At 54.0% G+C, this 26,991-nt stretch carries 28 protein-coding genes and 1 tRNA gene; 22 read left to right on the forward strand and 7 right to left on the reverse strand.

Translation table 11 applies throughout. The features are described from left to right. From HX846_RS05305 to HX846_RS05345, 9 genes are all read left to right on the forward strand, one after another. Positions 1-1,089: PLP-dependent aminotransferase family protein (locus HX846_RS05305; protein ID WP_178965075.1), on the forward strand; the 1,089-nt coding region annotated here is incomplete at its 5' end. Positions 1,090-1,193: 104 nt separating this feature from the next. Then, positions 1,194-1,694 (forward strand): hypothetical protein, encoded by a 501-nt coding sequence (locus HX846_RS05310; RefSeq protein WP_004371218.1) that lies wholly within the window; start codon positions 1,194-1,196, stop codon positions 1,692-1,694. Between the two features lie 163 nt (positions 1,695-1,857). Continuing rightward, on the forward strand, positions 1,858-2,112 hold the full coding sequence (locus HX846_RS05315) for a YkgJ family cysteine cluster protein (RefSeq protein ID WP_004371217.1): 255 nt from the start codon (positions 1,858-1,860) through the stop codon (positions 2,110-2,112). Positions 2,113-2,156: 44 nt separating this feature from the next. After that, on the forward strand, positions 2,157-2,762 hold the full coding sequence (locus tag HX846_RS05320; RefSeq protein WP_004371215.1) for an START domain-containing protein: 606 nt from the start codon (positions 2,157-2,159) through the stop codon (positions 2,760-2,762). A gap of 79 nt (positions 2,763-2,841) precedes the next feature. Continuing rightward, positions 2,842-3,102: a hypothetical protein gene (locus tag HX846_RS05325; RefSeq protein WP_008434908.1), complete on the forward strand. Its 261-nt coding sequence runs from the start codon at positions 2,842-2,844 to the stop codon at positions 3,100-3,102. 213 nt (positions 3,103-3,315) lie between these two features. After that, a complete protein-coding gene (locus tag HX846_RS05330; RefSeq protein ID WP_003193463.1) occupies positions 3,316-3,657 on the forward strand; it encodes a ribonuclease E inhibitor RraB in 342 nt (113 codons plus the stop codon). A 425-nt stretch (positions 3,658-4,082) separates the two neighbouring features. After that, complete coding sequence (locus HX846_RS05335) at positions 4,083-5,492, forward strand: circularly permuted type 2 ATP-grasp protein (RefSeq protein ID WP_087692761.1); 1,410 nt, start codon at positions 4,083-4,085, stop codon at positions 5,490-5,492. A gap of 3 nt (positions 5,493-5,495) precedes the next feature. Then, a complete protein-coding gene (locus HX846_RS05340) occupies positions 5,496-6,446 on the forward strand; it encodes an alpha-E domain-containing protein (protein WP_004371204.1) in 951 nt (316 codons plus the stop codon). Further along, on the forward strand, positions 6,443-7,246 hold the full coding sequence (locus HX846_RS05345; RefSeq protein ID WP_004371203.1) for a transglutaminase family protein: 804 nt from the start codon (positions 6,443-6,445) through the stop codon (positions 7,244-7,246). Before HX846_RS05340 ends, HX846_RS05345 begins: the two co-directional genes overlap by 4 nt. Before the next feature lie 205 nt (positions 7,247-7,451). On the opposite strand, the gene HX846_RS05350 is transcribed toward HX846_RS05345, so the two are convergent. Further along, positions 7,452-8,255, reverse strand: a complete 804-nt coding sequence (locus HX846_RS05350; RefSeq protein ID WP_178965076.1) for a cytochrome c — start codon at positions 8,253-8,255, stop codon at positions 7,452-7,454. Between the two features lie 681 nt (positions 8,256-8,936). Here HX846_RS05350 and HX846_RS05355 point away from each other — a divergent pair. From HX846_RS05355 to HX846_RS05365, 3 genes are all read left to right on the forward strand, one after another. Further along, positions 8,937-10,142 (forward strand): acetyl-CoA C-acetyltransferase, encoded by a 1,206-nt coding sequence (locus HX846_RS05355; protein ID WP_008434901.1) that lies wholly within the window; start codon positions 8,937-8,939, stop codon positions 10,140-10,142. A 16-nt stretch (positions 10,143-10,158) separates the two neighbouring features. Continuing rightward, complete coding sequence (locus tag HX846_RS05360) at positions 10,159-12,306, forward strand: 3-hydroxyacyl-CoA dehydrogenase NAD-binding domain-containing protein (protein WP_178965077.1); 2,148 nt, start codon at positions 10,159-10,161, stop codon at positions 12,304-12,306. 99 nt (positions 12,307-12,405) lie between these two features. Then, entirely contained in the window at positions 12,406-13,134 is a 729-nt protein-coding gene (locus HX846_RS05365; protein ID WP_087692757.1) for an amidotransferase, read from the forward strand. Positions 13,135-13,299: 165 nt separating this feature from the next. Here HX846_RS05365 and HX846_RS05370 read toward each other — a convergent pair whose 3' ends face one another. The 3 genes from HX846_RS05370 to HX846_RS05380 form a co-directional block, all read right to left on the reverse strand. Then, positions 13,300-14,271: a magnesium and cobalt transport protein CorA gene (locus HX846_RS05370; protein WP_004371189.1), complete on the reverse strand. Its 972-nt coding sequence runs from the start codon at positions 14,269-14,271 to the stop codon at positions 13,300-13,302. A gap of 71 nt (positions 14,272-14,342) precedes the next feature. Further along, the gene (locus tag HX846_RS05375; RefSeq protein WP_134327150.1) at positions 14,343-15,098 is read right to left on the reverse strand and encodes a 1-acyl-sn-glycerol-3-phosphate acyltransferase; all 756 of its coding nucleotides are present in this window, start codon (positions 15,096-15,098) and stop codon (positions 14,343-14,345) included. A 215-nt stretch (positions 15,099-15,313) separates the two neighbouring features. Further along, complete coding sequence (locus HX846_RS05380; RefSeq protein ID WP_102604813.1) at positions 15,314-16,003, reverse strand: crotonase/enoyl-CoA hydratase family protein; 690 nt, start codon at positions 16,001-16,003, stop codon at positions 15,314-15,316. Between the two features lie 333 nt (positions 16,004-16,336). Here HX846_RS05380 and HX846_RS05385 point away from each other — a divergent pair. The 9 genes from HX846_RS05385 (at position 16,337) to HX846_RS05420 (ending at position 22,964) form a co-directional block, all read left to right on the forward strand. Beyond that, positions 16,337-16,426: transfer RNA gene (locus HX846_RS05385), tRNA-Ser, on the forward strand. Between the two features lie 249 nt (positions 16,427-16,675). Continuing rightward, positions 16,676-17,053 (forward strand): Rap1a/Tai family immunity protein, encoded by a 378-nt coding sequence (locus HX846_RS05390; RefSeq protein ID WP_178965078.1) that lies wholly within the window; start codon positions 16,676-16,678, stop codon positions 17,051-17,053. Positions 17,054-17,070: 17 nt separating this feature from the next. Further along, positions 17,071-17,856 (forward strand): hypothetical protein, encoded by a 786-nt coding sequence (locus tag HX846_RS05395; protein ID WP_178965079.1) that lies wholly within the window; start codon positions 17,071-17,073, stop codon positions 17,854-17,856. Between the two features lie 1,371 nt (positions 17,857-19,227). Continuing rightward, positions 19,228-19,638: a hypothetical protein gene (locus HX846_RS05400; RefSeq protein WP_178965080.1), complete on the forward strand. Its 411-nt coding sequence runs from the start codon at positions 19,228-19,230 to the stop codon at positions 19,636-19,638. A 169-nt stretch (positions 19,639-19,807) separates the two neighbouring features. After that, a complete protein-coding gene (locus HX846_RS05405) occupies positions 19,808-20,011 on the forward strand; it encodes a hypothetical protein (protein WP_178965081.1) in 204 nt (67 codons plus the stop codon). Next, positions 20,008-20,262 (forward strand): hypothetical protein, encoded by a 255-nt coding sequence (locus HX846_RS05410; protein ID WP_178965082.1) that lies wholly within the window; start codon positions 20,008-20,010, stop codon positions 20,260-20,262. Before HX846_RS05405 ends, HX846_RS05410 begins: the two co-directional genes overlap by 4 nt. Further along, the gene (locus tag HX846_RS05415) at positions 20,259-20,735 is read left to right on the forward strand and encodes a hypothetical protein (RefSeq protein WP_178965083.1); all 477 of its coding nucleotides are present in this window, start codon (positions 20,259-20,261) and stop codon (positions 20,733-20,735) included. Before HX846_RS05410 ends, HX846_RS05415 begins: the two co-directional genes overlap by 4 nt. Positions 20,736-22,061: 1,326 nt before the next feature. Next, positions 22,062-22,280 (forward strand): hypothetical protein, encoded by a 219-nt coding sequence (locus HX846_RS39465; protein WP_256739775.1) that lies wholly within the window; start codon positions 22,062-22,064, stop codon positions 22,278-22,280. Between the two features lie 129 nt (positions 22,281-22,409). After that, positions 22,410-22,964, forward strand: a complete 555-nt coding sequence (locus HX846_RS05420) for a tyrosine-type recombinase/integrase (protein WP_178965084.1) — start codon at positions 22,410-22,412, stop codon at positions 22,962-22,964. A 464-nt stretch (positions 22,965-23,428) separates the two neighbouring features. On the opposite strand, the gene HX846_RS05425 is transcribed toward HX846_RS05420, so the two are convergent. After that, positions 23,429-24,265, reverse strand: coding sequence for a macro domain-containing protein (locus tag HX846_RS05425; RefSeq protein WP_178965085.1), 837 nt, complete (start codon positions 24,263-24,265; stop codon positions 23,429-23,431). Between the two features lie 38 nt (positions 24,266-24,303). Next, a complete protein-coding gene (locus HX846_RS05430) occupies positions 24,304-24,867 on the reverse strand; it encodes a TIR domain-containing protein (protein ID WP_178965086.1) in 564 nt (187 codons plus the stop codon). A gap of 395 nt (positions 24,868-25,262) precedes the next feature. On the opposite strand from HX846_RS05430, the gene HX846_RS05435 reads away from it, so the two are divergent. Next, complete coding sequence (locus HX846_RS05435) at positions 25,263-25,469, forward strand: recombinase family protein (protein ID WP_178965087.1); 207 nt, start codon at positions 25,263-25,265, stop codon at positions 25,467-25,469. Positions 25,470-25,881: 412 nt separating this feature from the next. Here the strand turns inward: HX846_RS05435 and HX846_RS05440 are convergent, their stop codons facing one another. Then, complete coding sequence (locus HX846_RS05440) at positions 25,882-26,970, reverse strand: DUF4062 domain-containing protein (protein ID WP_218645391.1); 1,089 nt, start codon at positions 26,968-26,970, stop codon at positions 25,882-25,884. Positions 26,971-26,991: the final 21 nt, after the last annotated feature.

The raw sequence follows: 26,991 nt of genomic DNA on the forward strand, positions 1-26,991 counted from the left end.
AGTGTCGACTACCTGCCTGTGCGCGCGCTGCATCAGCAACTGGCCAAGGTCACGCGTTTCCAGAGCCCGCGGGCGTTCAGCTACATGTTCAGCCCGGGTTTCGAGCCGCTGCGGCGCCAGGTGGCGATCCGTATGCGCGATGCCGGGGTGGTGGTCGACCCCTCCGAAGTGGTGATCACCCATGGGTGTGTCGATGCATTGCAGATGTCGCTGCGGGTGCTGACCCGCCCCGGCGACCTGATCGCCGCCGAATCACCGACCTATTACGGCTTGCTGCAACTGGCGGATCTGCTGGGCCTGAAGGTCATCGAAATCCCCAGCGACCCGGCCACCGGCATGAGCCTGGAAGCCCTGCAACTGGCAGCCAACCAATGGTCGATCAAGGCCCTGGTGCTGACCACGCGCCTGAGCAATCCCCTGGGCGGCACCATGCCCGAAGAGCGGCAGAAACAGTTGCTGCGCCTGGCCTCGGATTTCGATATCCAGGTGGTCGAGGACGATATCTATGGCGAACTGATGTTCGAACTGGGCCGCACCAAGGCCCTGAAAGCCTACGACCGTCTGGACCGGGTCATCTATTGCTCGAGTTTCTCGAAGACCCTGTCACCGGGCATTCGCATTGGCTGGATGATTGCCGGCAAGTACCAGCAGGAAATCCAGCGCCTGCAAATGTTCAGCACCCATTCGGCCTGCAGCGTGACCCAGATGGGCACGGCGGCGTACCTGGAGAATGGCGGTTACGACCGCCACCTGCGCTATATCCGCCAGGAGTACCGCAAGAACCTCAGCGCGTTCCAGCTGGCCGTGCAGCAGTATTTTCCCGAAGGCACCCAGATGACCCGCCCGACCGGCGGTTTTATCCTGTGGGTCAGTTTGCCTGGACGGGTCAATACCCAGGAACTGCACGTGCGCGCCTTGCAGCAGGGCATCAGCATTGCACCGGGGCTGATCTTCAGTAATACGGAACAGTTCAACCACTGTATTCGCCTGAACTGCGGCACCCCGTGGAACCGCGAGGCGGAGCGCGCCTTGATGACCCTCGGGATGCTGGCAAGCCAGTTATGCCAGGAGACTGCGGCGGGTTTTTGAGGCATGGAAAGGGGACACGACGGGTAGCTGGCTAATTACCATGCTTGTCATACCGTCCTCAACAAGCGAGCATATGGCCTTCTGCCGTTAATGCTGCTGGCGATATGACTTATACCTTTCCTGCTGCCCTGCTGATCTGCGTGTTAAGCCTGTGTAACGCTGGCGCTGTCCTGGCGGCTCCCGCCGGTGAAGCGGCACCTGCTGCCAGCTCCCAGCAAACGGTGCCGGCGAAAAAAGCCGCTGCGGCCAAGAAGGCACCGGTCGCGAAGAAAGCCCCCGCAAAGAAAGCAACGCCGGTGAAAAAACGTGCGCCTATCGCCAGCAAGTCAAAGTCGGCCCACGAAGTCGCCAAGACGCCGCTGCCGCCCGCAGAGCTGGATTTGAGCCTGCCGTCGAACATGGTTCGCCACCTGCAACCCCTCGGCACCATGCCGCAGCCGAAGAACGTGCCGCTGCTGCCGCCGATGTTTGCCGAAAAGCCCACTGACAACAGTGCCTTCCAGATCAACGGGCGCCTGCTCAGCAATGAAATGCAGCTGCAATTGCGCAACGAAGAACGCCGCGAAGTTGAAGGTGCGGCGCTGGATTTCCAGTTCAAGCAATAAACCCGACGAGTAAACGTGACGCGCACCCCTGACCTTCTGTCGCAGACTGGTCAGTCACTTTTGTTTTCGGTGAAAAACCCCTGTTAAGCCAATTTAAAACGTCTGTTTAAGGGCGTAGTCTTACGTGGCCATCAACACTTGAGTTGTCGAGGATCTGTTCGTCATGAAATGCCGTGAAGGCTGTGGCGCTTGCTGCATTGCCCCATCCATCAGTTCTCCGTTGCCGGGAATGCCTGCCGGCAAACCGGCGGGCGAACGCTGCCTGCATCTTTCGGTCGAACAACTGTGCCAGTTGTTTGGCCAGCCTGAGCGGCCGGCAGTGTGTAGTTCGTTCCAGGCGGATATCGAGGTCTGCGGCAGTAGCCAGGCAGAAGCGATCAGGTTGATCGGCTGGTGGGAACAGATGACGGCTGCTTAGTGGGCTGTTCAAAGTACTGAACTTCAACAATAAGGAATAAGACCATGGGTTCACTGAAACGAATTGCTGTGTTGTGCGGTTTTACCGCGTTGTTCGCTGCCGCAGCGCATGCTGAAGACTGGCAGACGGCCAAGGATGAAGACGGCATCAAAGTGTCCTTGAGTGAAATTGCCGGCTCCAAGTACAAGGCTTATCGCGGTGTGACGACCATCAAGGCGCCGCTGGCCAAGATCCAGGCGCTGCAGGAAGACGTGGCGGGGGCCTGTTCCTGGATCCACGAATGCAAATCGCAGAAACTGCTCAAGCAGGAAGGCGACAAGAGCTGGACCTACACCCAGTTCAAGGCACCGTTCCCGGTGACCGATCGTGACTCGATCCTGGAAATCACCACCACCAAGGCTGCCGATGGCACCGTCACCCGCAAGCTGTTGGAAGTGCCGACCTACCAGCCAGAAGTCAAAGGCTATGTGCGCGTAGCCCAGGTCGATGGTTACTGGAAGCTGGTGCCTAAAGGCGACAACCTGACCGAAGTGACCTACCAGGTGCACACCGAGCCAGGTGGCAGCGTGCCGTCTTGGTTGGCCAACAAGTTCGTGGTGGACGCACCGTTCAACACCTTGAAAGCCCTGAAAGAACACGCTGAAAAATAACTGCAGTTGATCAGGTGCCTCCTGCCTTGAGTGGAACGATTTCCAGGCCCTCAAGGTCCAGATAGATGTAAGCCCACCCATGGGTTTTATCGAGGAGGCTCTGATGCCAAAGTGGAACGTTTCCTTCACCAATGATCATGGTGAGTCGGTAGTCGAGCAATTCGAGTGCGAGCAGAAACCCACGCTTGAAGAAGCCGCGCGCCTGGTTCGCGCCCGCGTATCACCGGTGCTGGAGGAACTGGATCTCAACGATCTGGAGGGGCGTATCGCCGAACCCACGGTCAAGATTCTGAAAGATCAAAACAGCATCAAAGACCTCAACGTCGAACCCGCCGCCTGAATATTCCCTGTACGCCTTTAAACAGACTCTGGTGGAGGTGATAGCTTCGCGCTACTCTGCAATGGAGATCAGCGAATGAATCGCTAAGGTCTGGTCTTGTCAGCTACATGCTTGTCTCCCAGCGGCGACGTCACTGCCGTAACACCCGCGCCCTTGCAGCGCGGGCCTTGGGAAGCACGGAAAGTCTATCCATCGGTTTGAGGAGGACGTTTCATGAGCACAGCCTATCAAGAAGACATCAGCACCAACGTGTTGCGCCGCATGAAAGAGGGCGGCTTTGACTTCTCGCGTTTCCATCCCATCGAGTTCTACGCCATTTTCCCGGATGAGGAACGTGCGCGGCGGGCTGCGGGTCGGTTTCGTGGGGAATCCCTGAATGCCCAGGTCAGCGCGCGGGATGACGGCGCCTGGTACCTGGAATTGAGCAAAATCATGTTCGCCACCTACGACGGCATAGGAGACTTCGAGCAGGACTTTGAGGCGGTGGTCGAGCCCTTGGGCGGAATCATCGAGGGATGGGGCGTGAAACAGGAGGTGCGTGGGTTACCCATGTAGCGACATGAGCAACAACACAGCGTATCGGCTGACCTTTGGGTCGGCCGTTTTTGTTTCTGGCGCGGGAAAAATCCTGCGCAAAAAAAAGCCACCCGAGCAGGGTGGCCAAAGGGAAGATCGCAAAGGAGGAGAGCGATTCGGTACAAGCGGTAATGCGCAATGGATGGAGCTGTAGGACGCGTCCTGTTCAGCTGATGGAGGTGATTATCCGCGGGGTTTGCCGGGCAGTGAAATCAACTCTGACTATGCTGGTGATAGTCATGGCCTGCATTGCAATGAGGCGCCGCCCATGACAGCGGGCATTTGCTGCACCGGGACGGTGCGATGAGACCTGCGTCTATATCCAACTGATTGATACTTAAGTGTTTATGCCGCTGGCACGGGCCTTGCGATGGTTCTGGCGTCCGGGTGACAAGGAGTACGGCATGATCCGCACTTATTATGATGAGATGTACGACGGGGCAGGGCAGGTGCGCCCCCATTACCGCGAATTCGCCCGCTGGTTGGCCGACACGCCGGCCGAACTGCTGGCCCAGCGCCGGCGCGAAGCCGATTTGCTGTTTCACCGGGCCGGTATCACCTTCACCTTGTATGGCGATGAGCAAGGTACCGAGCGCCTGATCCCCTTCGACACGATCCCCCGCAGCATCCCGGCCAGTGAATGGCGGATCGTCGAGCGCGGCTGCATCCAGCGGGTCAAGGCGCTGAACATGTTCCTCGCCGACCTCTACCACGAACAACGCATTATCAAGGCCGGGATCATCCCCGCCGAGCAAGTCCTGGCCAACGAGCAGTACCAGTTGGCGATGCAGGGCCTGGACCTGCATCGGGATATCTATTCCCACATCTCAGGTGTCGACCTCGTACGCGATGGCGACGGCACTTACTACGTCCTCGAAGACAATCTGCGCACCCCCAGCGGCGTGAGCTACATGCTCGAAGACCGCAAGATGATGATGCGCCTGTTCCCCGAACTGTTCGCGGCCCAGCGCATCGCGCCCATCGACCACTATCCCAACCTGTTGCTCGACACCCTGAAAAGCTCCAGCCCGCTGGATAATCCCAGTGTGGTGGTGCTGACGCCTGGGCGTTTCAACAGTGCGTTCTTCGAGCATGCATTCCTGGCCCGGGAAATGGGCGTGGAACTGGTGGAAGGCGCCGACCTGTTCGTGCGTGATGACCGCGTGTTCATGCGCACCACCGATGGTCCCAAGGCGGTGGATGTGATCTACCGTCGCCTCGACGACGCGTTCCTCGACCCGCTGGCCTTCAACCCGGACTCCATGCTCGGCGTGCCGGGCCTGCTGGCGGCGTACCGCTCGGGCAACGTGGTGTTGGCCAATGCCATCGGCACCGGGGTGGCGGATGACAAGTCGGTGTACCCCTTCGTCACCGAGATGATCCGTTTTTACCTGGATGAAGAACCGATCCTGAAGAATGTTCCGACGTTCCAGTGCCGTAATCCCAGCGAACTGTCCCACGTGCTCGCCAACCTTCCGGACTTGGTGGTGAAGGAAACCCAGGGCTCCGGTGGCTACGGCATGTTAGTCGGCCCGGCCGCCTCGGCGGCGGAAATCGAAGCCTTCCGCGCACGCATCAAGGCCAAGCCCCACGCCTATATCGCGCAACCGACCCTGTGCCTGTCGACATGCCCGACCTTCGTCGAAAACGGCATCGCGCCACGCCACATCGACCTGCGCCCGTTTGTGCTGCAAGGCAAGGAAACCCGTGTGGTCCCCGGCGGCCTGACTCGTGTGGCGCTGCGGGAAGGCTCGCTGGTGGTCAACTCGTCCCAGGGCGGCGGCACCAAAGACACCTGGGTGGTCGAGGATTGAAATATGTTGAGTAGAACTGCCTCGGATTTGTATTGGATGTCACGCTACCTGGAGCGCGCGGAAAACCTCGCGCGGATGCTCGATGTCAGTTATTCGCTGTCGCTGATGCCCCAGGACGGGCGCGGCGATGGCCTGCATGAACTGGCGATGCCGCTGCTGATCACCGGCACCCTCGACGATTACCGCGAGCGCCACGGTGAACTGCACGCCGAACGCCTGCTGCACTTCTTCGCCCTGGATGCGGCGAACCCGGCCAGCATCTACAGCTGCCTCGGCGCTGCACGCGCCAGTGCCCATGCCGTGCGTGGGCGAATCACCGCCGACATGTGGGAAAACATCAACGCCACCTGGCTGGAAATTCGCGACATCGCCCAGCAAGGCCTGAGCCGCTACGGCATGAGCCGGTTCTGCGAGTGGGTCAAGGAACGTTCCCACCTGTTCCGCGGTGCCACCTACGGCACCATCATGCGTAACGACGCCTTTCGTTTTATTCGCCTGGGCACCTTTATCGAGCGCGCCGACAACACCCTGCGCTTGCTCGACGCCCGCTATGAAATGGCCGGCGACCAGGCCGAAGCGGTCACCGATGGTACCGCCCATGCCTACTATCAATGGAGTGCGTTGTTGCGGGCGTTGTCGTCGTTCGAGGCCTACACCGAAATCTATCGTGATGCCCCCGGCGCCCGACAAGTCGCCGAGCTGTTGCTGCTGCGCGCCGACGTGCCGCGGTCGCTGCGGGCCTGCAGTGAAGAGATCGACCAGATCCTTGGCAGCCTGCCCGGCATCAACGGTCGCCCGGCCCAACGCCTGGCAGCGGAAATGGACGCACGCCTGCGCTATACCGCCATCGACGAAATTCTCGAGGAAGGCCTGCACGCTTGGCTGACCGACTTCATCCCGCTCGTGCGCGAGTTGGGCGATGCTATTTACAGTTCCTACCTGGAGGCGGCATGAGACTTTCCATCAGCCACGAAACCACCTACCACTACGAAGACCAGGTGCGTGCCAGCATCCAGTACCTGCGGCTCACGCCCCACGACAGCGAGCGCCAGCATGTCCTCAGTTGGCAGTTGGACTTGCCCCGGCCGGTACGGGCGCAACTGGACCCGTTCGGCAACATCCTGCACGTGTTGACCCTGGACGAGCCCCACGAAGCCATCATCATTGGCGCCCGTGGCCAGGTGGATATCGACGAATTGCGCGAGGCCGAACATGAAAGCCAGTCGGCCTTCCCGTTCCTGCGCTGCACCCGGTTGACCGAGCCGGACGAGGCCCTGCGCAGCTTTGCCGAAAAGCATTGCCATCAACGCCGCGACCGCAGCGCATTGATCGACCTGATGCACGCGCTGAACCAGTACATGACCTATTCGCCGGGTTCTACCGAAGTCGACACCTGTGCGGCCAAGGCGTTTGCCGGGCGTGCCGGGGTGTGCCAGGACCACACCCACGCCTTCCTCGCCTGTGCCCGCAGCCTGGGGATTCCGGCGCGTTATGTGTCGGGGTATTTGTACAGCGAAGACTGCGAGCACCTGGCCAGCCATGCCTGGGCTGAAGCGTGGCTGGATGACGCCTGGTACAGCTTTGACGTGACCAATCAACTGGCGCGGCCGGAGCGGCATTTGAAGCTGGCGGTGGGCCTGGATTACCTGGACGCCTGCCCGGTACGAGGCATGCGTCGTGGGGGAGGGCATGAGCAAATGCATGCCAAGGTATTTGTAGCGCCGACACCGGTGATTTCGGTGCAGCAGCAGTAGGATCCAGGGAGAGGGGAGCTCTGTGTAGCAGGAAAGCTCTCCGTGCCAGGAAAGCTTTTTGTGGCGAGGGAGCTTGCTCCCGCTGGGCCGCGAAGCGGCCCCAAGGCATGCCCCCGAGTTCTGTCTGGAGAAATGTGATTGCCTGATTGGGGCTGCTGCGCAGCCCAGCGGGAGCAAGCTCCCTCGCCACAGGTTTACCCGAGCCTTAAGGCTGCTTTCTGCCCGCCATATGCTTCAAATACCCCACCAGCAGATCCAGGTCCGCATCCGGCAATACACTGGTGGCAAACGCCGGCATCTTCGCCTGTGGCCAGTGCCGCATGCTTTGCGGATCGCGGATGTAGCGCTTGAGGAAATCCCCGGCAAAATATTCAGTGGGGTTGTAAGGAATATTCAGGTCCGGCCCCACCTGCGCATCGCCGGCCCCGTTCAGGCGATGACATGCCAGGCAGTTCTTCTGGAACAGTGCGAACCCCTGATTCACCGGGTCATTCGCCGCCAGTTTCGGATCCGGCAACAACGCCGGGAAGCGCTCCGCCACCGTCTTCAACTGCTTGATCCCGGAAATCTGAAACGGCCACTGCTCAGGGCTGATATGCCCGGCTTGTGGATCGGTCCACACCAGATAAAACGGCCCGGCACTGGGCTTGCCGTCTGCCAGTGGCGGCCACGGATGCGCCGGATCTTCCACCGCCAGCCAGGCCCGCGCGCCGCTTTTTGATAGCAGCGGTGCCGCCGTCAGTTCCGCGGCAAAGCCGTCGAGGGCCACTGCCTGCAGATGGTTATCCGGCGTGATGCCTGGCAACAGCGCTACCAACGGCACTGCACGATAGGTCATATTGCGCTTGTAGGAAACGTCATCAACGATCTGCACCGTCTGCACATCCGGACGCTTGAGCAGTTCGGTGGTTTCCCAGGTTTTGCTGGCGTGATCCAGCTCGACGGTCAATTTCGCGGCGTGCGCCGGCAAGGCCAGCAGCAGGATCAGGAGGACGATGATCTGTTTCAAGGAAGGGCCACATATCGGAAAAGGCGGTGGAACTCACGATACCGCAAAATCACAAAATCTCGGCGCGCAAAACGGCAGCCCCTGACGGGATCGCTATACGCAATATCCCGAAAGGCGCTGCCAAAGGCTGCGATCCTGGCGCTGTGTCTGCGCAGAATGTGGGGTGTGAGAGGTCACCCAATGACCTTGGTGAGGTTGGGCAAGATCAGAATCAGGGTGGTGGCGAACAGAATAAGTCCCGCCTGACGTACTTTCGAATGCTTGAACATGGCTGACTGCCTTTTGTTGTTATTCCTGAGCGTCAAATGCGTGCCGGTCGATTCAACTATGACGGTGCTACATGACTCTTTTCTTACAGTTCCTACAGGTGCTCCAGCAAAACCCGGCAGCAACCTTTAACTTCTCTTACAGATTCAACCTTAGAGCCCTCGTTCTATATGGCTTAGATCCATTTCATCTCATCGCCTGAATAAAACTTATTAAAAAGGCATGAGGCCAATTGCCAGCCAGACGCCAGCCCTACGGCTAGACAGCTAAAACGATTAATCAGCCGATTCCCGTAGCCTCCTACCGTTCGTCTGAGCGTGAGCGTCAAGGTCAATGAGCGGTTCGGTCATTGAATCCGGCGCCCCGGCGCCTAAGGTAAGGGCACGATTCGTTGCATAGTGATTCGAGGACGTCATGACCCAAGCTTTGATCTTTGATGCGATACGCACGCCCCGGGGCAAAGGCAAGGCGGATGGCGCCCTGCACAGCGTCAAGCCGGTGAACCTGGTGGCCGGTTTGCTGACGGCACTGCAACAGCGCACCGACCTCGACACCCGGCAAGTGGATGACATCGTCCTGGGCTGTGTCACACCGATTGGCGACCAGGGCGCCGACATCGCCAAGACCGCCGCCTTGGTGGCGGACTGGGATATCAGCGTCGCCGGGGTGCAGATCAACCGGTTTTGCGCCTCGGGCCTGGAAGCCGTGAACCTCGGCGCGATGAAAGTGCGCTCCGGCTTTGAAGACCTCGTGGTGGTGGGCGGCGTCGAGTCCATGTCCCGAGTGCCCATGGGCAGTGACGGCGGCGCCTGGGTGCTCGACCCGCAAACCAATATGCACAGCCACTTCACCCCGCAAGGCATCGGTGCCGACCTGATCGCCACCCTGGAAGGCTTCACCCGCCAGGACGTCGACGCCTTTGCCCTGCACTCACAGCAGAAAGCGGCGCGGGCCAGATCAGACGGTTCCTTCAACAAGTCGCTGATCGCCGTGCAGGACCAAAATGGCATTGTGCTGCTGGATCAGGACGAATTCATCCGTGCCGATTCCACCCTCGAAGGCCTGGGCAAACTCAAGCCCAGCTTCGAAATGATGGGCCAGATGGGCTTCGACGCCACGGCGTTGCGGGTCTACAGCCACGTCGAACGCATCAATCACGTGCACACACCGGGCAACAGTTCCGGGATCGTCGATGGCGCGGCGCTGATGCTGATCGGTTCTGAAGCCAAAGGTCGCGAACTCGGCCTGCAACCCCGGGCGCGGATCGTCGCCACCGCTGTCACCAGTACCGACCCCACCATCATGTTGACCGGCCCGGCACCGGCAACCCGCAAGGCACTGGCCAAGGCGGGTTTGCGGGTTGAAGACATCGACCTGTTCGAGGTCAACGAAGCGTTTGCGTCGGTGGTGCTCAAGTTCATCAAGGACATGGGCATCGACGCCGCCCGGGTCAACGTCAACGGTGGCTCCATCGCCATGGGCCACCCGCTGGGCGCCACGGGCTGCGCGATTCTCGGCACCTTGCTCGATGAGCTGGAGGTGCGCCAGCAGCGTTATGGCCTGGCCACCCTGTGTGTCGGCGGCGGCATGGGTATCGCCACTATCATCGAACGCCTCTGAGCCTAAGGAATCAGTCATGACCGATGCCATTCGTTACGAAAAGGGCCAGGACCAGATTGTGGTGCTGACCATCGACATGCCCGGCCAGAGCGCCAACACCATGAACGGGGTGTACCGCGAGGCCATGGCGGCCACCGTCGCCCGCCTGGACGCCGAGAAGGATTCGATTGCGGGCGTGATCATCACCTCGGCGAAGAAGACCTTCTTTGCCGGCGGCGACCTTAATGAACTGATCAAGGTCGACAAGCCCCACGCCAAGGATTTCTACGACAGCGTGCTGGTGCTGAAGGCGCAACTGCGCACCCTGGAAACCCTCGGCAAACCGGTAGTGGCCGCGATCAACGGCGCAGCGCTGGGCGGTGGCTGGGAGATTTGCCTGGCGTGCCAGCACCGTGTGGCGCTGGACCACAAGTCGGTACAGATTGGCCTGCCGGAAGTCACCCTCGGGCTTTTGCCGGGTGGCGGCGGTGTGGTGCGCATGGTGCGGATGCTGGGCCTGGAAAAAGCCTTGCCCTACTTGCTGGAAGGCAAAAAGATTACGCCGCAGCAGGCGCTGCAAGCCGGGTTGATTGATGAGCTGGCGGCAGACCGTGACGAGCTGCTGGCCAAGTCCCGGGCGTGGATTCTGGCCAACCCCGAGGCGAAACAGCGTTGGGACATCAAGGGCTACCAGATCCCGGGTGGTACGCCGTCCAACCCGAAAGTCGCGCAAATGCTCGCCATTGCGCCATCGATCCTGCGCGCCAAAACCAACGGCTGCTTCCCGGCCCCGGAAAAAATCCTCTGCGCCGCCGTGGAAGGTGCCCAGGTGGATTTCGACACCGCGCACTTGATCGAGACCCGCTACTTCACCGAGCTGGTCACCGGGCAAGTGGCGAAAAACATGATTGGCACCTTCTGGTTCCAGCTCAATGAAATCAATGCCGGCAGTTCGCGGCCCAAGGGCTTTGCACCTTATGTAACACGCAAGGTCGGCGTGCTCGGCGCCGGGATGATGGGCGCGGGCATTGCCTACGTCAGCGCCTCGGCGGGCATTGAGGTGGTGCTCAAGGACGTCAGCCAGGCGGCGGCAGAGAAGGGCAAGGCCCACTCGGCCACGTTGCTGGACAAGAAGGTCGGGCGTGGGCAATTGACCGCCGAACAGCGGGAAACCATCCTCGCGCGGATTGTTCCTACCGAATCCGATGCTGATCTTGCCGGCTGCGACCTGATCATCGAAGCCGTCTTCGAGGATCGGGAACTCAAGGCCAAGGTCTCGGCGGCCGCGCAAAACGTGGTGGGCGCCGAAGCGGTGATCGCCTCCAACACCTCCACCTTGCCCATCAGCGGGTTAGCCACCGCCGTTCCAGACCAGGGCAAGTTTATCGGCCTGCACTTCTTCAGCCCGGTGGACAAAATGCCCCTGGTGGAAATCATCAAGGGCGCCCGCACCAGCGACGAAACCCTGGCGCGGGGGTTCGACTTCGTACTGCAAATCAAGAAAACCCCGATTGTGGTCAACGACAGTCGCGGCTTTTTCACCTCGCGGGTGTTCGGCACCTTCACCAACGAAGGCATCGCCATGCTCGGCGAAGGCGTGGCCGCACCGATGATCGAGACCGAGGCGCGCAAGGCCGGGATGCCGGTGGGGCCGCTGGCGGTCTCTGACGAAGTTTCCCTCAGCCTGATGAGCCATATCCGTCAACAGACGGCCAAGGACCTACAGGCCGAGGGCAAGCCGTTACCCCAGCATCCGGCATTTGCCGTGGTCGACCTGTTGCTCAACGAATACAAACGCCCGGGCAAGGCCGCTGGGGGCGGCTTCTACGATTACCCGGCGGGCGGGCAGAAACACCTGTGGCCTGAGTTGAAAAACCGCTTTGAAAAGCCTGAGCAACGGATCTCGGCCCAGGACGTACGTGACCGCTTGCTGTTCATCCAAGCCATTGAAACCGTGCGCTGTGTGGAGGAGGGCGTGTTGATGTCGACGGCTGATGCCAACGTCGGCTCGATCTTCGGTATCGGCTTTGCCGCCTGGAGCGGCGGAGCGCTGCAATTCATCAACCAGTACGGCCTGAACGATTTCGTCGCCCGCGCCCGCTACCTGGCCGAGCAATATGGTGAGCGCTTCACGCCGCCGGCGCTGCTGTTGGAGAAAGCTGCACAGGGTGAAGCGTTTCGGTGATCAAAATGTGGGAGCGGCGATGGGGCTTGCCTTGGAAGGGTATTTCAAGGCAGGCTCTGGGGGTGTTCATTATTCCCATCGCCGTGTCAGGTATTTTTTATGTCGTTACGCGTGTGCATCCTGGAAACCGATATCCTGCGTCCTGGGCTGATCGATCAGTACCAAGGGTACGGGCAGATGTTCAAGCGCCTGTTCTCCAAACAGCCGATTGCCGCCGAGTTCGTCATCTATAACGTGGTGCAGGGTGAATACCCGGCGGATGAAGAAGTGTTCGACGCGTACCTGGTGACGGGCAGCAAGGCCGACTCCTTTGGCACCGATCCGTGGATCCAGACCCTCAAGACCTACCTGCTGGACCGCCATGCCCGCGGCGACAAGCTGATCGGCATCTGCTTCGGCCACCAGTTGCTGGCGCTGCTGTTGGGTGGCAAGACCGAGCGGGCGACCAAGGGCTGGGGCATGGGCATCCATGACTACAAACTGAACGCCAAGGCACCGTGGATGAGCCCGGTGGTGGAAGAACTGACGCTGTTGATCAGCCACCAGGACCAGGTCACCACCTTGCCGGAAAACGCCACCGTGATCGCCTCCAGCGAGTTCTGCCCGTTTGCGGCGTACCACATTGAAGACCAGGTGCTGTGCTTCCAGGGCCACCCGGAATTTATCCACGACTATTCCCGCGAGTTGCTGGAGATTCTTCAGACAACGCTGGGGGAGAAGGTCTACACCAACGGTGTGGCCAGCCTGGAGCGAGACCATCACGGCGTTACCGTGGCGGAATGGATGATGCGGTTTGTGGCGCACAAACCAAAAGCAGGAGCGGCCTGAAACCGTCCAGCGCAAGAAGCACGGTCTTCAAGGCAAAGCAGATTAATGTAGGAGCTGGCTTGCCTGCGATAGCATCACCTTGGTGTAACTGACAAACCGAGGTGCCTGCATCGCAGGCAAGCCAGCTCCCACACTTTTGATCTTCAGCAAATTGAGCTGGGTTTGTTACAGCCAGCCTGAACGCTTGAAGCTGGCCCACAAACTTGTACACCCCACCGCAATAAACCCCAGCACCGCAAAATAGCCGTAGTGCCACTGCAGCTCCGGCATGTTCTGGAAGTTCATCCCGTAAATCCCGGCCACCGCCGTCGGGAACGCCAGAATCGCTGCCCACGCGGCAAACTTGCGTTGCACCACGCTTTGGCGCGAGGCTTCCAGCAACACCCCAATCTCGATGGTCTGGCTGGCGATATCCCGCAAGGTGGTCAGGTCTTCCATCTGCCGGGTGACGTGAATCTGCACATCGCGAAAGTACGGACGCATGTTCTTGTCGATAAACGGGAAGCTCAGTTTCTGCAATTCCTGACTGATCTCCACCATCGGTGCCACATAGCGCTTCAGTCGCAGCACATCGCGGCGCAGGCCGTGGAGCTTCTGGATATCCGCTTCACTCAGGGAGTTGCACAACACGTTGCGCTCCAGCTCATCGACCTCGGCATGAATCGCCTCGCTCACCGGCTGGTAGTTCTCGGTAACAAAATCCAGCAGCGCATAGAGTACGAAATCTTCCCCATGCTCCAGCAACAGCGGTCGCGCCTCACAGCGCTGGCGCACATAGCCGTAGGATGCCGAGTGGCCGTTGCGGGCGGTGATGATGTAGCCGTTGCCGGCAAAGATATGGGTTTCGATAAACTCCAGCTTGCCGTTATCGCGCACCGGTGAGTAGGTCACGATAAACAGCGCGTCGCCGAAGGTTTCAAGCTTGGGCCGGCTGTGTTTTTCCAGGGCGTCTTCGATGGCCAGTTCGTGCAGGTTGAACTGGCGCTGCAGGTTGGCCAGTTCCAGTGCGCTGGGCTCTTCCAGGCCGATCCACACAAAGTGGTCAGGCTTGGCGGCCCACGCGGCGCCTTCGTCGAGGGTGATATCAGTGACTTTCTTTCCGGCGCTATAGACGGCGGCCGCAACAACTCTACCCATAGTGCTGATCGCTTCTTCTTGAATGGCAGATGACAACTGTCAGGCAGCTTAGCTGCCCTGCCCAATCAGAGTCAGCAAATTCGGCGGGGTTCAGCCGTGATTGCAGGCGTGGTTTGCAGCTCGCGGTCCATCGCCTCGATGCAGTCGCGCATTTGCTCGCGACAGGTCTGCATTAACAGCGGCATGTCATCCATCGTCAGCCCCTTCGTAGGAATCGGCGGCAACGAGCGAATCAGAATATCGCCACTGTTCCAGCTATTGAGCTTCATCTGCTTCACATAGGTGCTGACACACACCTGCACAATCGGCACGCCTGCGGCGATCGCCATCTGGAACGCGCCTTTCTTGAACGGCAGCAGGGTTTCACCGAAGTTGCGCGTGCCTTCCGGGAACACCCAGATCGAGGTGTCGGCATGCGCCAAGGTGTGGGTGGTGGTCAGCATCGAACGCCGCGCCTTGTGCGCATTGCCCCGGTCGATCAACACATTGCCCGCCAGCCAGAACAACTGTCCGAACAACGGCACCCACTTCAGGCTCTTCTTGCCGATACACACCGTGCGGTACGGCACCACGGTGCCGAACACAAACAGGTCGTAGTTGGATTGATGGTTGGCGATGATCACGCAACTGCTGGGCTTGTTACGCAGCGAGTCGACATCGGCCTTCACTCGCAGGCGCAATAGCCACATCGCCGGCACCGCATACAGGCGCGCGCAGTAACGGCTGTTGTCCGGATTGAACGGCCGACAGATCCCCAGCAGCACGCCCAGTACGCCCGCAATCATAAAATGCAGGCCCATCAACAACATGCGTAACAAAAAAAGCATCGACACGGCCCATCGGGACAAAAGGTGGCGCAGTGTACGGATGTGCACTGTATTCGGCAATTGCCCCTATAGAGTCAGGAGATAGGCGATGTTTAAGCGCATGTTTCAACATGCTGTGACAGACACTGTTTAGAGCGGTTGTAGGCAATCCGGAATTCTTTGTAAGAAAAAGCCCGACTCAAGGTCGGGCTTCGATTCAGCAGGCGTAGGTTTGATTAACCCAAGTGCCCCTGATCCTGAATGATCGCGTCATCCAGGGCTTCCAGCAGCGCCTTACGCACCTTCAGCTTGGTGTGCTTGTGGGCGTTCATATTGATCTTCTTCAACTGGCGAGCCGCTTCCAGTGCAGCTGCCTGCAACGCTTCCGGCGCGACCACCTTGTCCAGGAACCCGGCGCTCAACGCGTCCTGCGGGTTAAACATCTCGGCATTGATCACCGAACGGTGGAACGCCGACTTGCGCAGACGATCCCGCGCCAGCTCGATCCCGGCGTGGTGCATGGTCATGCCGATCATCACTTCATTCAGGCCAATGCTGAAAGGCCCGTCCACACCGATCCGGTAATCCGCCGACAACAACAGGAATGCCCCCTTGGCCACCGCGTGCCCGGGGCACGCCACGATCACCGGGAAGGGGTGCGACAACAGGCGGCGGGCGAGGGTGGAGCCCGACGTCACCAGGCTCACGGCTTCTTTAGGGCCGGCGGTCATCACCTTCAAATCATAGCCACCGGACAAAATCCCCGGCGTGCCCGTGATGATCACCACCGCCCGATCCTTCTCGGCCTGATCCAGCGCTTGATTAAACGCACTGACCACTGCCGGCGAAATGGCATTCACCTTGCCGTTGCTCAGGGTCAGGGTCGCGATACCGTCTTCGAGGTGGTAGGCAATCAACTCACTCATGACGCGATTCCTTGTAATGCTTGTAATAGAAGGACAGACGGCAGACGTTACCCACCGCGCCCGCCCTGGTAAAGCGCCATGACTGACTACCCAGTCAGACTTTTCCCCCATGCCCACCCGCAGGCGGCCTTCGGCAAGGCGCAGCAGCTACTATAGACAAGCGCCGCGAGTGCCCGAGAATGGCAGAATCGCCGTGGTGTGCGTGGCGCCGCAGAGGGCTGGAACGGCATAACCGCCTAAGCGCATGAAAATTCTGAAAAAAACCTTTGCCATCGGAAAAGCTTTCGACTACATTAGCGCGCCTCGACAGACTGAATCAGTTTGACGAGATACGGTGAAGTGTCCGAGTGGCTTAAGGAGCACGCCTGGAAAGTGTGTATACAAGAAATTGTATCGAGAGTTCGAATCTCTCCTTCACCGCCACATCTAAAAACGCCTGTAACTTCAACGAGTTACGGGCGTTTTGCATTCTGGGGTGTACTACTCAATTGTACTACTCATCGTCCCCCGCATTTCGTCGCGCCCGCTCAATCCCTCCGCTGTTCCGTTTCCCTTCGTTTCGCCCGCAAATACCCTCGATACTGCCGTTAGTCTGATTCTGAGTTCTTGCCTATCTAGCACCAAGCCTAGGAGCCCGATACCATCGGGCCATTACACGACGAGAGAATCATCATGAAAGCATGGATAGCGTTAGCGATTGCACTTGTTGGGATGTTGGGGAGTGGTGCTCAGGCTACGGGCCGCAAGTACGATGGGAACGAGTTACTGGGGCAATGTCAGCAGTACTTAAAATTAGCAGACTCAGAGCCAAACTATGATCGAATTGACGTTGGAATGTGTGCTGGCTTTGTGGAGGGAGTTAATAGTATGGTTTACTTCTACAGTGACATTCTGAAGAAAGATGATAAATATTGTATGCCTGATAGTGTGACGAATGGTCAGATGGTGCGCATCGTGGTGAAGTATTTAAAAGATAACCCGAAGTTATTGAATAAAAGTAACACAGCGTTGGTGTGGTCTGCATTTAAGGATGCTTACCCTTGCAAGTAATGGTTGGAGCTTAATGAATGGATATCTCATTAGCAGTTGATGTGGTGTTGTTGGTTTCAATTTTTATCGGAGGTTTGCTCATTAAAATTTATCTCCCCGGCTACATCGGAGAGAAAGCCAAAAACCTAGCGACTAAAGAAGATATAGCTGACATTACAAGCAAAATTGAACAAGTGAAGGTTGAGTACGCGAAACAGCTTGAGCTTTACAAATCTGATATTTGGCAGACACAACAGCGATACCTGCAAATGCATGAAGAAGCAAAGTTGAAAGTGGAGGTTTTCAAAAAGGCTGTGGTGGATGTGGCTAAAATTACTGACCTCATTAATATTTATCAACTCCACGCATCCAACAGCGAGATGAACGCTGCGATCGCAGAAATGGCCTTTGAGAAAGGGAATCAAGATGTCCAAAAGGTGAGCTGGGATATGCACCTTGAGCACAAGGGCAAGGCAGCAACGCTGTATTCTAACTTTAGAGGATTGATTGTTGAGTTGGGCGGGACGTTTGCCCTGTTCTCAATCTATTTTGAACCGGCACTAAACGAGTCTCTACATAGAATTATCATGATGACGCATGGTGCTGTCGAGCTTAAAATGCCTCCTGCTGAATTCCGCAAACGCTTAGAAGATGAGTACAGCAAGGGGCTGGACTTGAATGCAATTCGAGAGAATGTTGGGCGGCATTACGATACGCTCTACAGTGTCACGTCGATAACAGCAGAGGCTAATCGGTTCTTCCTGCTCATGAAGGACCACATCAAGCTGGAATCAAATGAGAAGCCCCCCCCTAGCAAGAGCTAAAACTTTCACAAAAAGTATACGGAACCTCAGCCCCCGCGCCGGGTGAGCAACTTCGATGTTGGCTGAATTCCTGGCCCGAAATATAGGTTGGAAAAACAGGTTTCGTGTGTGAGGTGCTTGATGGTGTGCGGCCATGCCAAATAGAAAACTGAGCAAATAGAAAAAAGTGTGGCCGTTGATGGACTTTCGAAAGTCGACGGGCTTGGGATAGAGATAAAATTTTTGAACTTTGCGTCGGGACGCATCATGGCGGCTGGCTCCTGAAAGAAATCGGGAGCACAGCATCAGATCATTAGGTCTCGGCTTGGAATGTGGACTTGATGGCGCGCTTACCTATCGACTGCACTAGGAGCACTTCTATTAGGCGGGGCTGCCGCTGCTGCTAGCGTGTCCTGCGGGGGCGTTGTGTGCTGCTGGCGGTGGAGCTGTCGCCACTGGCACCGCTGCGACTGCTGCTGGTGCTGCTTCTAGGAGTATTTGCACTTTCATATACTTGGTACTTCCTATTGAGAAGGGTTAGAGAATTAGTTAAGTCGATAACTGGAAAATGAAAAAGGACCGAACAAATGTCGTTCATGAATTTGAAAGAGCAGAATCAGCAAAACCAAATACAAAAACAGTTGATTTAAGTGTTCAATACAACTATTACGATATTGACATTTATTCTCATTTCATGAGAGAATACTTGTATTGGAGTGAACAGATCACGCCATCTTTCCAGTGCCCTCGAAAACACTGCGACTCCTCTAATGCAAACCTTGCCTCCTTCTCGGTTTGTAAAGTGGTCTGATCCTCCAACCAATCTCTCCTAAACAAAAACCCATACTCTTTAACGAGATATGGGTTTTTGTTTGTCTGTATTGAACACTAACAAACACTAAATAATCACATGCCGAGGTACATTTTATGGGTACAACCCATTGCATCGCCTGCAATAAAGAACTAATCAATCGACGTCCGCAAACGCTGACCTGTAACGCGGCTTGCCGTGCGAAAGCATGGAGACATTCCCGTATTACCAAACTGCCAGTGTCATTCATGCTTGATATTGAAAACTTCGCACTGGTTAAGAGTGCTGCTGATGCTGCTGGCGTAACAATTACCCAGTATGCACATGATCGCGTAATGTCCAATGAGGGTTCACAATGTTGATTCGATTGAATCCAGAAGCCGTAAAACAACTTGAAGCACTGATGCTTAGGACCGGTCGAACAAACCACCAACATTGCTTGCAGGTCATTTTGAGCACCGTCACGAACAATCTTCGACGTGCTGACGAAAAGAGAAAGTTGCATAACACCTAACCATCCATTCAATCAAAATACATTCCACCTACACAAGAGGATAGAAGTATCGCATAAAGGAATAAAAATGAATCCATACATCGTACTACACCGTGGTTCAAACCTGATTATCAACGTCACGACTGAAGCTGAGAAACCAACTGACACCACAATGCACAGATACATTCCTGCCAGTGACAAGTCTCTTCAACACCTGCTCTCAATGTCACGCCGTCTAAACTCCACACTCATTGACATCGGTGACTTGATGTCACGTTCTGGTTTCGTTGCCGACCAAGTTGGCAATGGGGAAACTGGTAAAGCTAAACCTGTATCTACCCGTTACGTTAATGAACGAGAATCAACTGTGCCGACCGATCGAGAATCAACTATCCGGCACTGGATAGAGAACAATCCAAACGCCAATCATCACGACCTGTCGGAAGTATTCTTTACCGGCACGTTGGTGGCAAAGGCGTATCTAAGCAGATGCCGATAGAAGCTCCTGTAGTGCGATTATAGGCGGGGTAATGTGTACCCCGGCCACCCTATGTCATGTCGTTTTAACACGTCTGTAATCCACGTTATATAAGGGCTGAACTTGCCAAATCGGTCATATGTCACGTGTCGTCCAATACAAACAAACAAACAAAAAGGACTATATAGCGATGAACACAGTTAATGAAATTACAACACCCATGCTGGAACGCCACCTTGCCGTTGCTCAGATAAAGCACTACTTCCATTTGCAACAATCTGCCATTGCCGTTAGCGACCATTGCGAATGCCGTCGTGTCACTACACAGCTTGACCGATTGGTTAACGAATATGGTGTCAGTGCTTTGCATGAAGCTATGGAGGGATTGCGATGAATACTAGTCTTAATCACTTTAGTCGTGGTATTGCAAAGGCGGCTGAACGACGACGTGCAATGCAACAACAAACAAAACAACATCTGGAACAAGTGGTAAAAGTACAGAGCGTTGATAGCGTTGCAGGTGATTCAAATACAATCACCATCGTTAACAATACCATCACTAAACTGAGTGATGAAGAATACAGAACAACCATCATCCAAAAGATGGTAAATCACATTAGACAGAAAAAGGAAAAAACAAAATGACTGACAAGATTAAGATTAGCGGCGTACCACCAAAATGGGATGATGCTGAGTTTGAAGTAAGGCTGCAGGGCTGGGTCAATGTGTACCGTGGCACAACCGAGTGCATGGAACATGTACGCTCTCCACTGCCTCATAACTTTCTTGAGCTGGTAGCTTCGAAAATAGCAGAGGGATACACCGTAGCTCGCAATCAAGGTGTTACACACGAATCACTCAATCATTCGTGCTGGATGATCAAGCCAGACGATAAGCAGCAGAAAGATATTGATGACATTCGAATTCGAGTTAAAGCTGAGTATGTTGAATTCCTGCAAGCTGAGCACACTCGATATCAAGACTTGCTACGTCAACAACTATTGCAAGTAGCTGAAGCGAAAGAACAAAAGAGGGTTGATGACGCTCGCAACAAACGAATTTCAGAGATAGACAAAGAAGTGCTAAATACATTTACTCCGTTGGTCATTCCCGGGTAACCGAGTGATCCAGTGCCGGACTAACACAGCGACACAAGCCAGAACCTCGTATAACGCGTTCTGAGAGCGTTTCCCAATGCAATCCTACCCAACATCGCCCCGACGCCCTACCAAGGCGTGCCGGGGCTTTTGCTTGCCTGTAGGAAAGGTGGTGACCGTTCCACTTTCCCAAACGAGAATGGTCACCAAATAGGAATGGGTCTTGACAACTGGAAAAATACCTGTATAATGGAGCTTAAGCGAACGAGTGATAACGAGTGAGCATAAGATCAAAAGCTTTATATTAAAGATCAAGAGCTTGTTATATTAGAAGATGTATATTATCTCGTATACGAGATAGTAGTTATATAAGAATAGCAAGAGAAAGAGAGATGTAAGACATCTCAAAAAATAAAGAGTATTATCTTTAAAGAATGACTATTCTATCGTATACGATAGGAAGTATATATTTAGAAGTATTATTTTCTGTCGTGTACGACAGGGAACAACTACCCTGTTTCACAGAAGACAAGTCAAAAGCGAGATGGCTATCGCTACTCATCTCTACTGAAAAGCACTTCACTTCGTTCAGCTTGCGGACACGTCTTTGTATATGGAGTTAACAAACTTCTCTAGAGCCATTCCTGATTGTCAATCAGATGTAGCACTCTCTGTGTAAACGTACACAGTAATACAACTGGAGAACATTCAGGGGAGAGAACGAAAGTGAAGCCAAACACCAGACATTCTCTCCTCACCGCTGAACGGTGATACAACATTCTCATCAATCATACTCTTGATGGTTCACCATCGTCATTTGATGATAGCTGTAACGCTCCATGGTCGCGCCTGAAAGGCTTTACGCTCAACTCAATACCAACCCAAGCCTACCGACCTCTGACTGCTCACACAGCGTCAGGGGCTTTTTGTGGATGATGATATTTTCCATTTAAGCATTCGTACAACATTCGGTTGTCATCAGGGTTGATCGTTATCAGGAACGTATCAGGATCACCACCACACCATCAAACTTGAATTTGCGCACCCATCTCCGCTACAGGTGGCATTCCATATAGGGGTGATGCCATTTTGCGTCAAGCACGTTTAATAATCCCTCCCCATTTCCGCACAGGTTGAATGCAATTCCATCAAATTCTGGAATATAACCGACAATAACCCAGCGAGAGATGATCGCCCATCACAAACCGGCTGTGATCGCCGCTATACGATGTTAGTGCCAACCATGACTTGGTAATGGCTGGTGTGTCGATCACGCCTCAGATGCCACTACACGCCGTCACACACTCGCTGAGTTATGATCGTCCAACACCCCCAAGGACGACAACCATACCAGACAACAACCACGCAAACATCGCTACCGCTGATGCCCTGACACTCCTACTTCACAACCAGCACGCGCTTGGTGCGGCAATCGAGGAACTCTCTTTGTGGGCGCGGTCAACAGGCTCAACCGCTACGCATGAAAACGCCGTTACCGCATTGGAAACTCTCGATGCGAACGCGTCAGCCATAACCATCGCTATCAACCGGCTGCGTCAAATTTGATCAAGCCCGGCTTCTAATTAACACAATAGCATTGTGTAAATAAGCCGACCCTTGAAAACTCTTGCTATAGCCTAATGGTTCATGCTCTAATTTACATATCAAGTGAAAGTCACGCGGAATGCAAATTAGATGAACATAGTAGAAGCAGTGAAGACAACCGGCGAAGCAGAGACAATCTCCCGCAAGCTTTCACTCAACGCCAAGGGCAATCCTCTTTATGCGGACATCTGGCGCTTCGGTGTGAACACTGCACTCCGTATCAGTGACTTGCTCAGCCTGACCTTCGACGATGTGAAAGGCGACATCCTGACGATCAAAGAGAGCAAGACCGGTAAGACCCGGTACATCGATTTGAATAGTTCCGCCAAGGCGATCATCGAACGTCGCAGGAAGGCACACCCAACGCACACGTTCCTATTTCAAGTGGATAGCAACCGGGCGAAGGAAAAGGCTGTCAGCCGCGTTGCAGTAGGCGCTGCATTCAAAGCCGTGGGTGATGAGATGAGTCTTCGACTAGGTACGCACTCAATGCGTAAAACCCGTGGGTGGTTGATGTACAACGGTGGTGTTTCAATTGAGATGATCTGCAAGACACTGAACCATTCCAGTCCAGCGGTAACAATGTCGTACATCGGTATCACTCGTGCAGAAGTGGCAGCCATGTACCATGAGTTTGTATTCTGATTTTAGCCAGAGCTTCTGTAAGCAACGATAAAGAATGAGTGCGTGCGTCACGCTCGTATTCAGCTAGCGCTTCATGCACGCGATTCTATGCAGGATCAGACGGCATCCCGACCACCTCAACGGATTCTACATTTGTTGGGCTGGGTGGTCTGCCATAAGAGCTAGGGCATTAAACACGTCAGACCTATACCCAGCACCGTCCAATTTAATAGTCTCAGAGCAAATCGGACAGGCTCTCAGGGATTTGGTGTTTGTTGGGCGAGGGTTGTCTACTGGAAAACTAGGTGGTTAAACCTTCGTGACCTATATACAAGGATAACCATCACCGGATTGCAGTAGCCTGAACATATGAGCTCGGCTTAAAATTGAGATTCAAAATACAGAGTTTGGGTATTTAGGTTTGAGACGCTTAGAGAAGCATCACAATCAGCACCAAAAATTTAAAGTTCCAAGCTCAATCAGAACTAAAGTCCATTTTTAGCCATCCTAAAATCTAGCAGATTCACTTTGTCTATTTTGCTTTCATGTATGACGATAGTAAGTTTTGCAGGATACTTGAAACGCATTTCACTAATCCTAAAAGTCCAAAGCATAATTTTAAGCAAGTCTTCATCACTAATATCTTTATGCTCCTTGATACGAGTAATGCCCGAACCAAACACGGGAACCGAAACACTTTTCTGAGCGTAAACCTGATTAATCTTATCCCAGAACTTAATAAGAAAGGCGAGATATTCAGGCATGGTAAGTACAGCCCTGTTACTATCATCAAACTTAGTAAATGCTGCCAAGATAAAGTCCTTGTAGACACACACCGTACCTATCTCGTACTTCTGTTTCTTGCCTGCACACCTATCCTCGTTGAGTTGCCCTATATCACCATTCTCGAACTGATATTTTTGGAAGTATTCTTCCAAGTCATTCAGCGTTTCCGGAAGATGCTCATTTATAAAAATCCCGTTTAGCGATTTGGACGATATGATTCTATCATCAACCTGAGTATCAAAATATTCATTAAAGGCAATAACTTTAAAGTCTTCCTCTTTAAACAAATCCCCCGCCTTCACAGTGACAGTGCTACCCTCAATATCGAGGTCGACTACCTTCAGACGATTTGCCGCGTACCAACTAACAACATAAAATATAAATAGTCCGAGCAAAAAAAGAAACCCTGCAGTATATTTGCATTGTTCTGGAATGCTCACAAATATCAACATTAGTGAAACAGTTGTGCTAATCCACGATACTTTATCCTTAAAGTCTATCCACAAACTTTTGTCAGTAAATTTTACCTTGGCCATTCGCCCCTCCACCAAAAGAAACAACATGCTCTGCAGAATCAGATCTTAAACCAAAAGTCTCCAGTTCCTGTTTTGCCTGAAATGGTGAATTCACTAAGCTCCAATGCATTCTTTATAAGATCTTTTTTCATTGGGACGTGCAACACCGGAACTTTAGCTTTCAATGATTTAAAAGTTGGAGTTTTATTCCATAGAGCTTTGATTTCAGATTTCAGCTCACCATTCGTTACTAAATCCGACTTTTCGCTATAGTCAGGATAAATCACAATAACAGGCAAACCCTGATTCTCGATACCATACTCAATTTCTTCCTTAACTGCCCTCGACTCAAATGTCTTGCCGCTTAGGATGAGAACGATATTCTTTGAAGCCTGCAAACGCTCACGCAATCGTGGCTTCAGTGTTGTTTCCCAGTTGCTACCATCTCGAACGCTATATGTTTTGGCATGCGAGTCGTTGAAAGGATAAGATGCATCCAACGACTTCCAAGCCTTTAACATATTGTAGTAATTAAAATCTCTTGTCGCATGCGCACCCAACGTGCTCGCGTTGAATGGTTCGGAAACGTAGAAGGCGCAGTAATTTCCATTTCTATATGCCACAAACATTCTCCCCTAAATAATATTTTATGCCGTCACCTTCCCCTCGCTCAAACCATCGGAAGCACTTCTGACTGACATTGATTAAGAATCGCTCGATCTCAAAGATCGGCGCGATGGCATATTAACATTACTGGCTGCGTCAATGGGTAAAAACATAAGCGCCGGTCAAGTTTCACCCCTAGCATGATCGCCGCAGGCAAACGTCGTTCGTAATCTCTGTCGCTCCGTCTCCCGTGGATACAAGTCACTCAGCGTCCAAAGTAGGCGCTCATGCTCAAGCTTCAACGCTTCCAACGGAGATGCTGAAGCTCAAGCCAAGATTGCGCGTCGTGATGCTGGACGTGCGAAGGCTTGGGCCATCGGTAACGGTGCTGCTATGAAGGCGAAAGTAGGCAATGCAAAAAAAACGTGCGAAGTCATTGGAGGTGGAATTGAAAGCTGGCCTCTATGATTTTCAACCAACATTTGCGGCCATTGCAAAATGCTTGAACGCCAAAGGTATTAGAACCGCACGCGGGAAAGAATTCGCTCCAATGACAGTGAAACGTATGATGGAGCGCCTTAGCCTCACTCTTTCTGTAACGCCACCAGAGCAACAATAAAGCCGGGTAAGGTAGTGAGATTCGCGCTCGCTTCTCATACGCAGCCTCAGACAACGCCCGGTGTCACCATTCAGAATTTCAGCATTGTCTGACAGGGGGGGGGGCTTTCAGAAAGCTATGTGGTTAAACTCATCAGACCAATCTATATAATTTCTAGAAGCCAGAATATTGCATGGATTCGCCGAGTTTAAACCAACGTTATTGAGAGCATAATGGTTGCATTGATCACACTCGATGCTAACGCAAATACCATCACTTCAGCTATTGAACGCTTACGCTTTTAGCAGCCTACGCTCAGGGTGATAAACCAACAGGGGGTCTACCTGTCGAGCTTATCACTTACCTGAAATGAAATTAGCCTGCAAACTTCAAGCTTCTGCCTTTGCATTAATCACGAACCGACTCAAGCTAATTACACCGGAACCTCAGGAGCCTCAGGAACCCCAGAAGTCTCATCAACTCTCTCAATCTGATCGAAGTAGCCTTTAGGTATGGCTCGGAGCTTAAGCAACACACTACTACCATGCGGTGTAAGCTTCCACTTTGATATTTCACTATTATACTCAGTAAGACCGAGAGCTCTTAACTGAATCTTTATTGTCTGCTCATCACGCCAAACAACACTGAAATTCCTAAGGCTATCATGGCCTTTCAACTCCTCGTCACTTTCCATTTCGGTGCTGCCAATGTAGTCGGTTTCTACAATTTTATTAAGTCCTTCCTGATACTCATGATCACTTAAGCCGTCAAGCATAAGCGCACCTATGTCTTCAAAAATGTCGTTCCATGAGATCCTGATAACGCGAGTGAAATTCCAGACTTCGCCGTTCTCATCATCCGTATTAAACTCAAATGCCACAGGGAAAACTTCATCCCCTTGAGCCAATTCGCTCACTCCCTCTGGAACCTCAAATAGTGACTTATTGAGCTTCTCCTTTAGGTCATCTATTATTTTGCGAAGACGAAGCACTTCTTCAGCAGCAAGAGATGCAGCAGCCTTGTCAGCACGAACCCAGCCCGGCATCGGATGAGTCTTTATCAATCTTACCAAACTACGGCTTACGACTGAGCCAAGTTCTGCTGACGTTTCCCAATACTTGCACATTTTCTTTTGAGTCAAAGCACGGAGCTCTTCCAGTAATACCTTTGATTCAAAATTGTTTTCAGTTTTTGCTGCGGTTATATTCGCTGGTGTCTTGTGAAGGAATGCGATGATTGGTTTGCCAGTTTCTAGTGCGTACCGGTATTCCTGCTCGGTATAGCTTATACCCTGCGGGCCGATCGATCCATAGCGGCCTCCGATAATTATAATGTAATAGTCACACTCATCTATCACTCGCTTTATCAGGCTCCACTGATCTTCATCAGTCGCTGGAAATAGCTCCATTCCCGCTGGGATACAGTCCAGCTCAAGTAAAGCTTGTATTACTTCATGTCGCTCTTCGCGAAGGTCCTCATATGTGGAACTTACAAAAACTTGGTGGCGACGCTCTATGCTCATACTTGACTCGTCCATATAGTA

Source organism: Pseudomonas sp. K5002 (genome assembly GCF_013386655.1).
Taxonomy (GTDB): domain Bacteria; phylum Pseudomonadota; class Gammaproteobacteria; order Pseudomonadales; family Pseudomonadaceae; genus Aquipseudomonas.

Coding starts and splice junctions, on each gene's coding strand:
- HX846_RS05410 (WP_178965082.1), top strand. CDS start 20,008: ATGAATACTAGTCTTAATCACTTTAGTCGTGGTATTGCAAAGGCGGCT.
- HX846_RS05395 (WP_178965079.1), top strand. CDS start 17,071: ATGGATATCTCATTAGCAGTTGATGTGGTGTTGTTGGTTTCAATTTTT.
- HX846_RS05325 (WP_008434908.1), top strand. CDS start 2,842: ATGGGTTTTATCGAGGAGGCTCTGATGCCAAAGTGGAACGTTTCCTTC.
- HX846_RS05375 (WP_134327150.1), bottom strand. CDS start 15,098: ATGCTTTTTTTGTTACGCATGTTGTTGATGGGCCTGCATTTTATGATT.
- HX846_RS05370 (WP_004371189.1), bottom strand. CDS start 14,271: ATGGGTAGAGTTGTTGCGGCCGCCGTCTATAGCGCCGGAAAGAAAGTC.
- HX846_RS05345 (WP_004371203.1), top strand. CDS start 6,443: ATGAGACTTTCCATCAGCCACGAAACCACCTACCACTACGAAGACCAG.
- HX846_RS05380 (WP_102604813.1), bottom strand. CDS start 16,003: ATGAGTGAGTTGATTGCCTACCACCTCGAAGACGGTATCGCGACCCTG.
- HX846_RS05360 (WP_178965077.1), top strand. CDS start 10,159: ATGACCGATGCCATTCGTTACGAAAAGGGCCAGGACCAGATTGTGGTG.
- HX846_RS05400 (WP_178965080.1), top strand. CDS start 19,228: ATGAATCCATACATCGTACTACACCGTGGTTCAAACCTGATTATCAAC.
- HX846_RS05365 (WP_087692757.1), top strand. CDS start 12,406: ATGTCGTTACGCGTGTGCATCCTGGAAACCGATATCCTGCGTCCTGGG.
- HX846_RS05415 (WP_178965083.1), top strand. CDS start 20,259: ATGACTGACAAGATTAAGATTAGCGGCGTACCACCAAAATGGGATGAT.
- HX846_RS05420 (WP_178965084.1), top strand. CDS start 22,410: ATGAACATAGTAGAAGCAGTGAAGACAACCGGCGAAGCAGAGACAATC.
- HX846_RS05330 (WP_003193463.1), top strand. CDS start 3,316: ATGAGCACAGCCTATCAAGAAGACATCAGCACCAACGTGTTGCGCCGC.
- HX846_RS05355 (WP_008434901.1), top strand. CDS start 8,937: ATGACCCAAGCTTTGATCTTTGATGCGATACGCACGCCCCGGGGCAAA.
- HX846_RS05320 (WP_004371215.1), top strand. CDS start 2,157: ATGGGTTCACTGAAACGAATTGCTGTGTTGTGCGGTTTTACCGCGTTG.
- HX846_RS05405 (WP_178965081.1), top strand. CDS start 19,808: ATGAACACAGTTAATGAAATTACAACACCCATGCTGGAACGCCACCTT.
- HX846_RS05340 (WP_004371204.1), top strand. CDS start 5,496: ATGTTGAGTAGAACTGCCTCGGATTTGTATTGGATGTCACGCTACCTG.
- HX846_RS05440 (WP_218645391.1), bottom strand. CDS start 26,970: ATGAGCATAGAGCGTCGCCACCAAGTTTTTGTAAGTTCCACATATGAG.
- HX846_RS05335 (WP_087692761.1), top strand. CDS start 4,083: ATGATCCGCACTTATTATGATGAGATGTACGACGGGGCAGGGCAGGTG.
- HX846_RS05390 (WP_178965078.1), top strand. CDS start 16,676: ATGAAAGCATGGATAGCGTTAGCGATTGCACTTGTTGGGATGTTGGGG.
- HX846_RS05425 (WP_178965085.1), bottom strand. CDS start 24,265: ATGGCCAAGGTAAAATTTACTGACAAAAGTTTGTGGATAGACTTTAAG.
- HX846_RS05435 (WP_178965087.1), top strand. CDS start 25,263: ATGCAAAAAAAACGTGCGAAGTCATTGGAGGTGGAATTGAAAGCTGGC.
- HX846_RS05315 (WP_004371217.1), top strand. CDS start 1,858: ATGAAATGCCGTGAAGGCTGTGGCGCTTGCTGCATTGCCCCATCCATC.
- HX846_RS05310 (WP_004371218.1), top strand. CDS start 1,194: ATGACTTATACCTTTCCTGCTGCCCTGCTGATCTGCGTGTTAAGCCTG.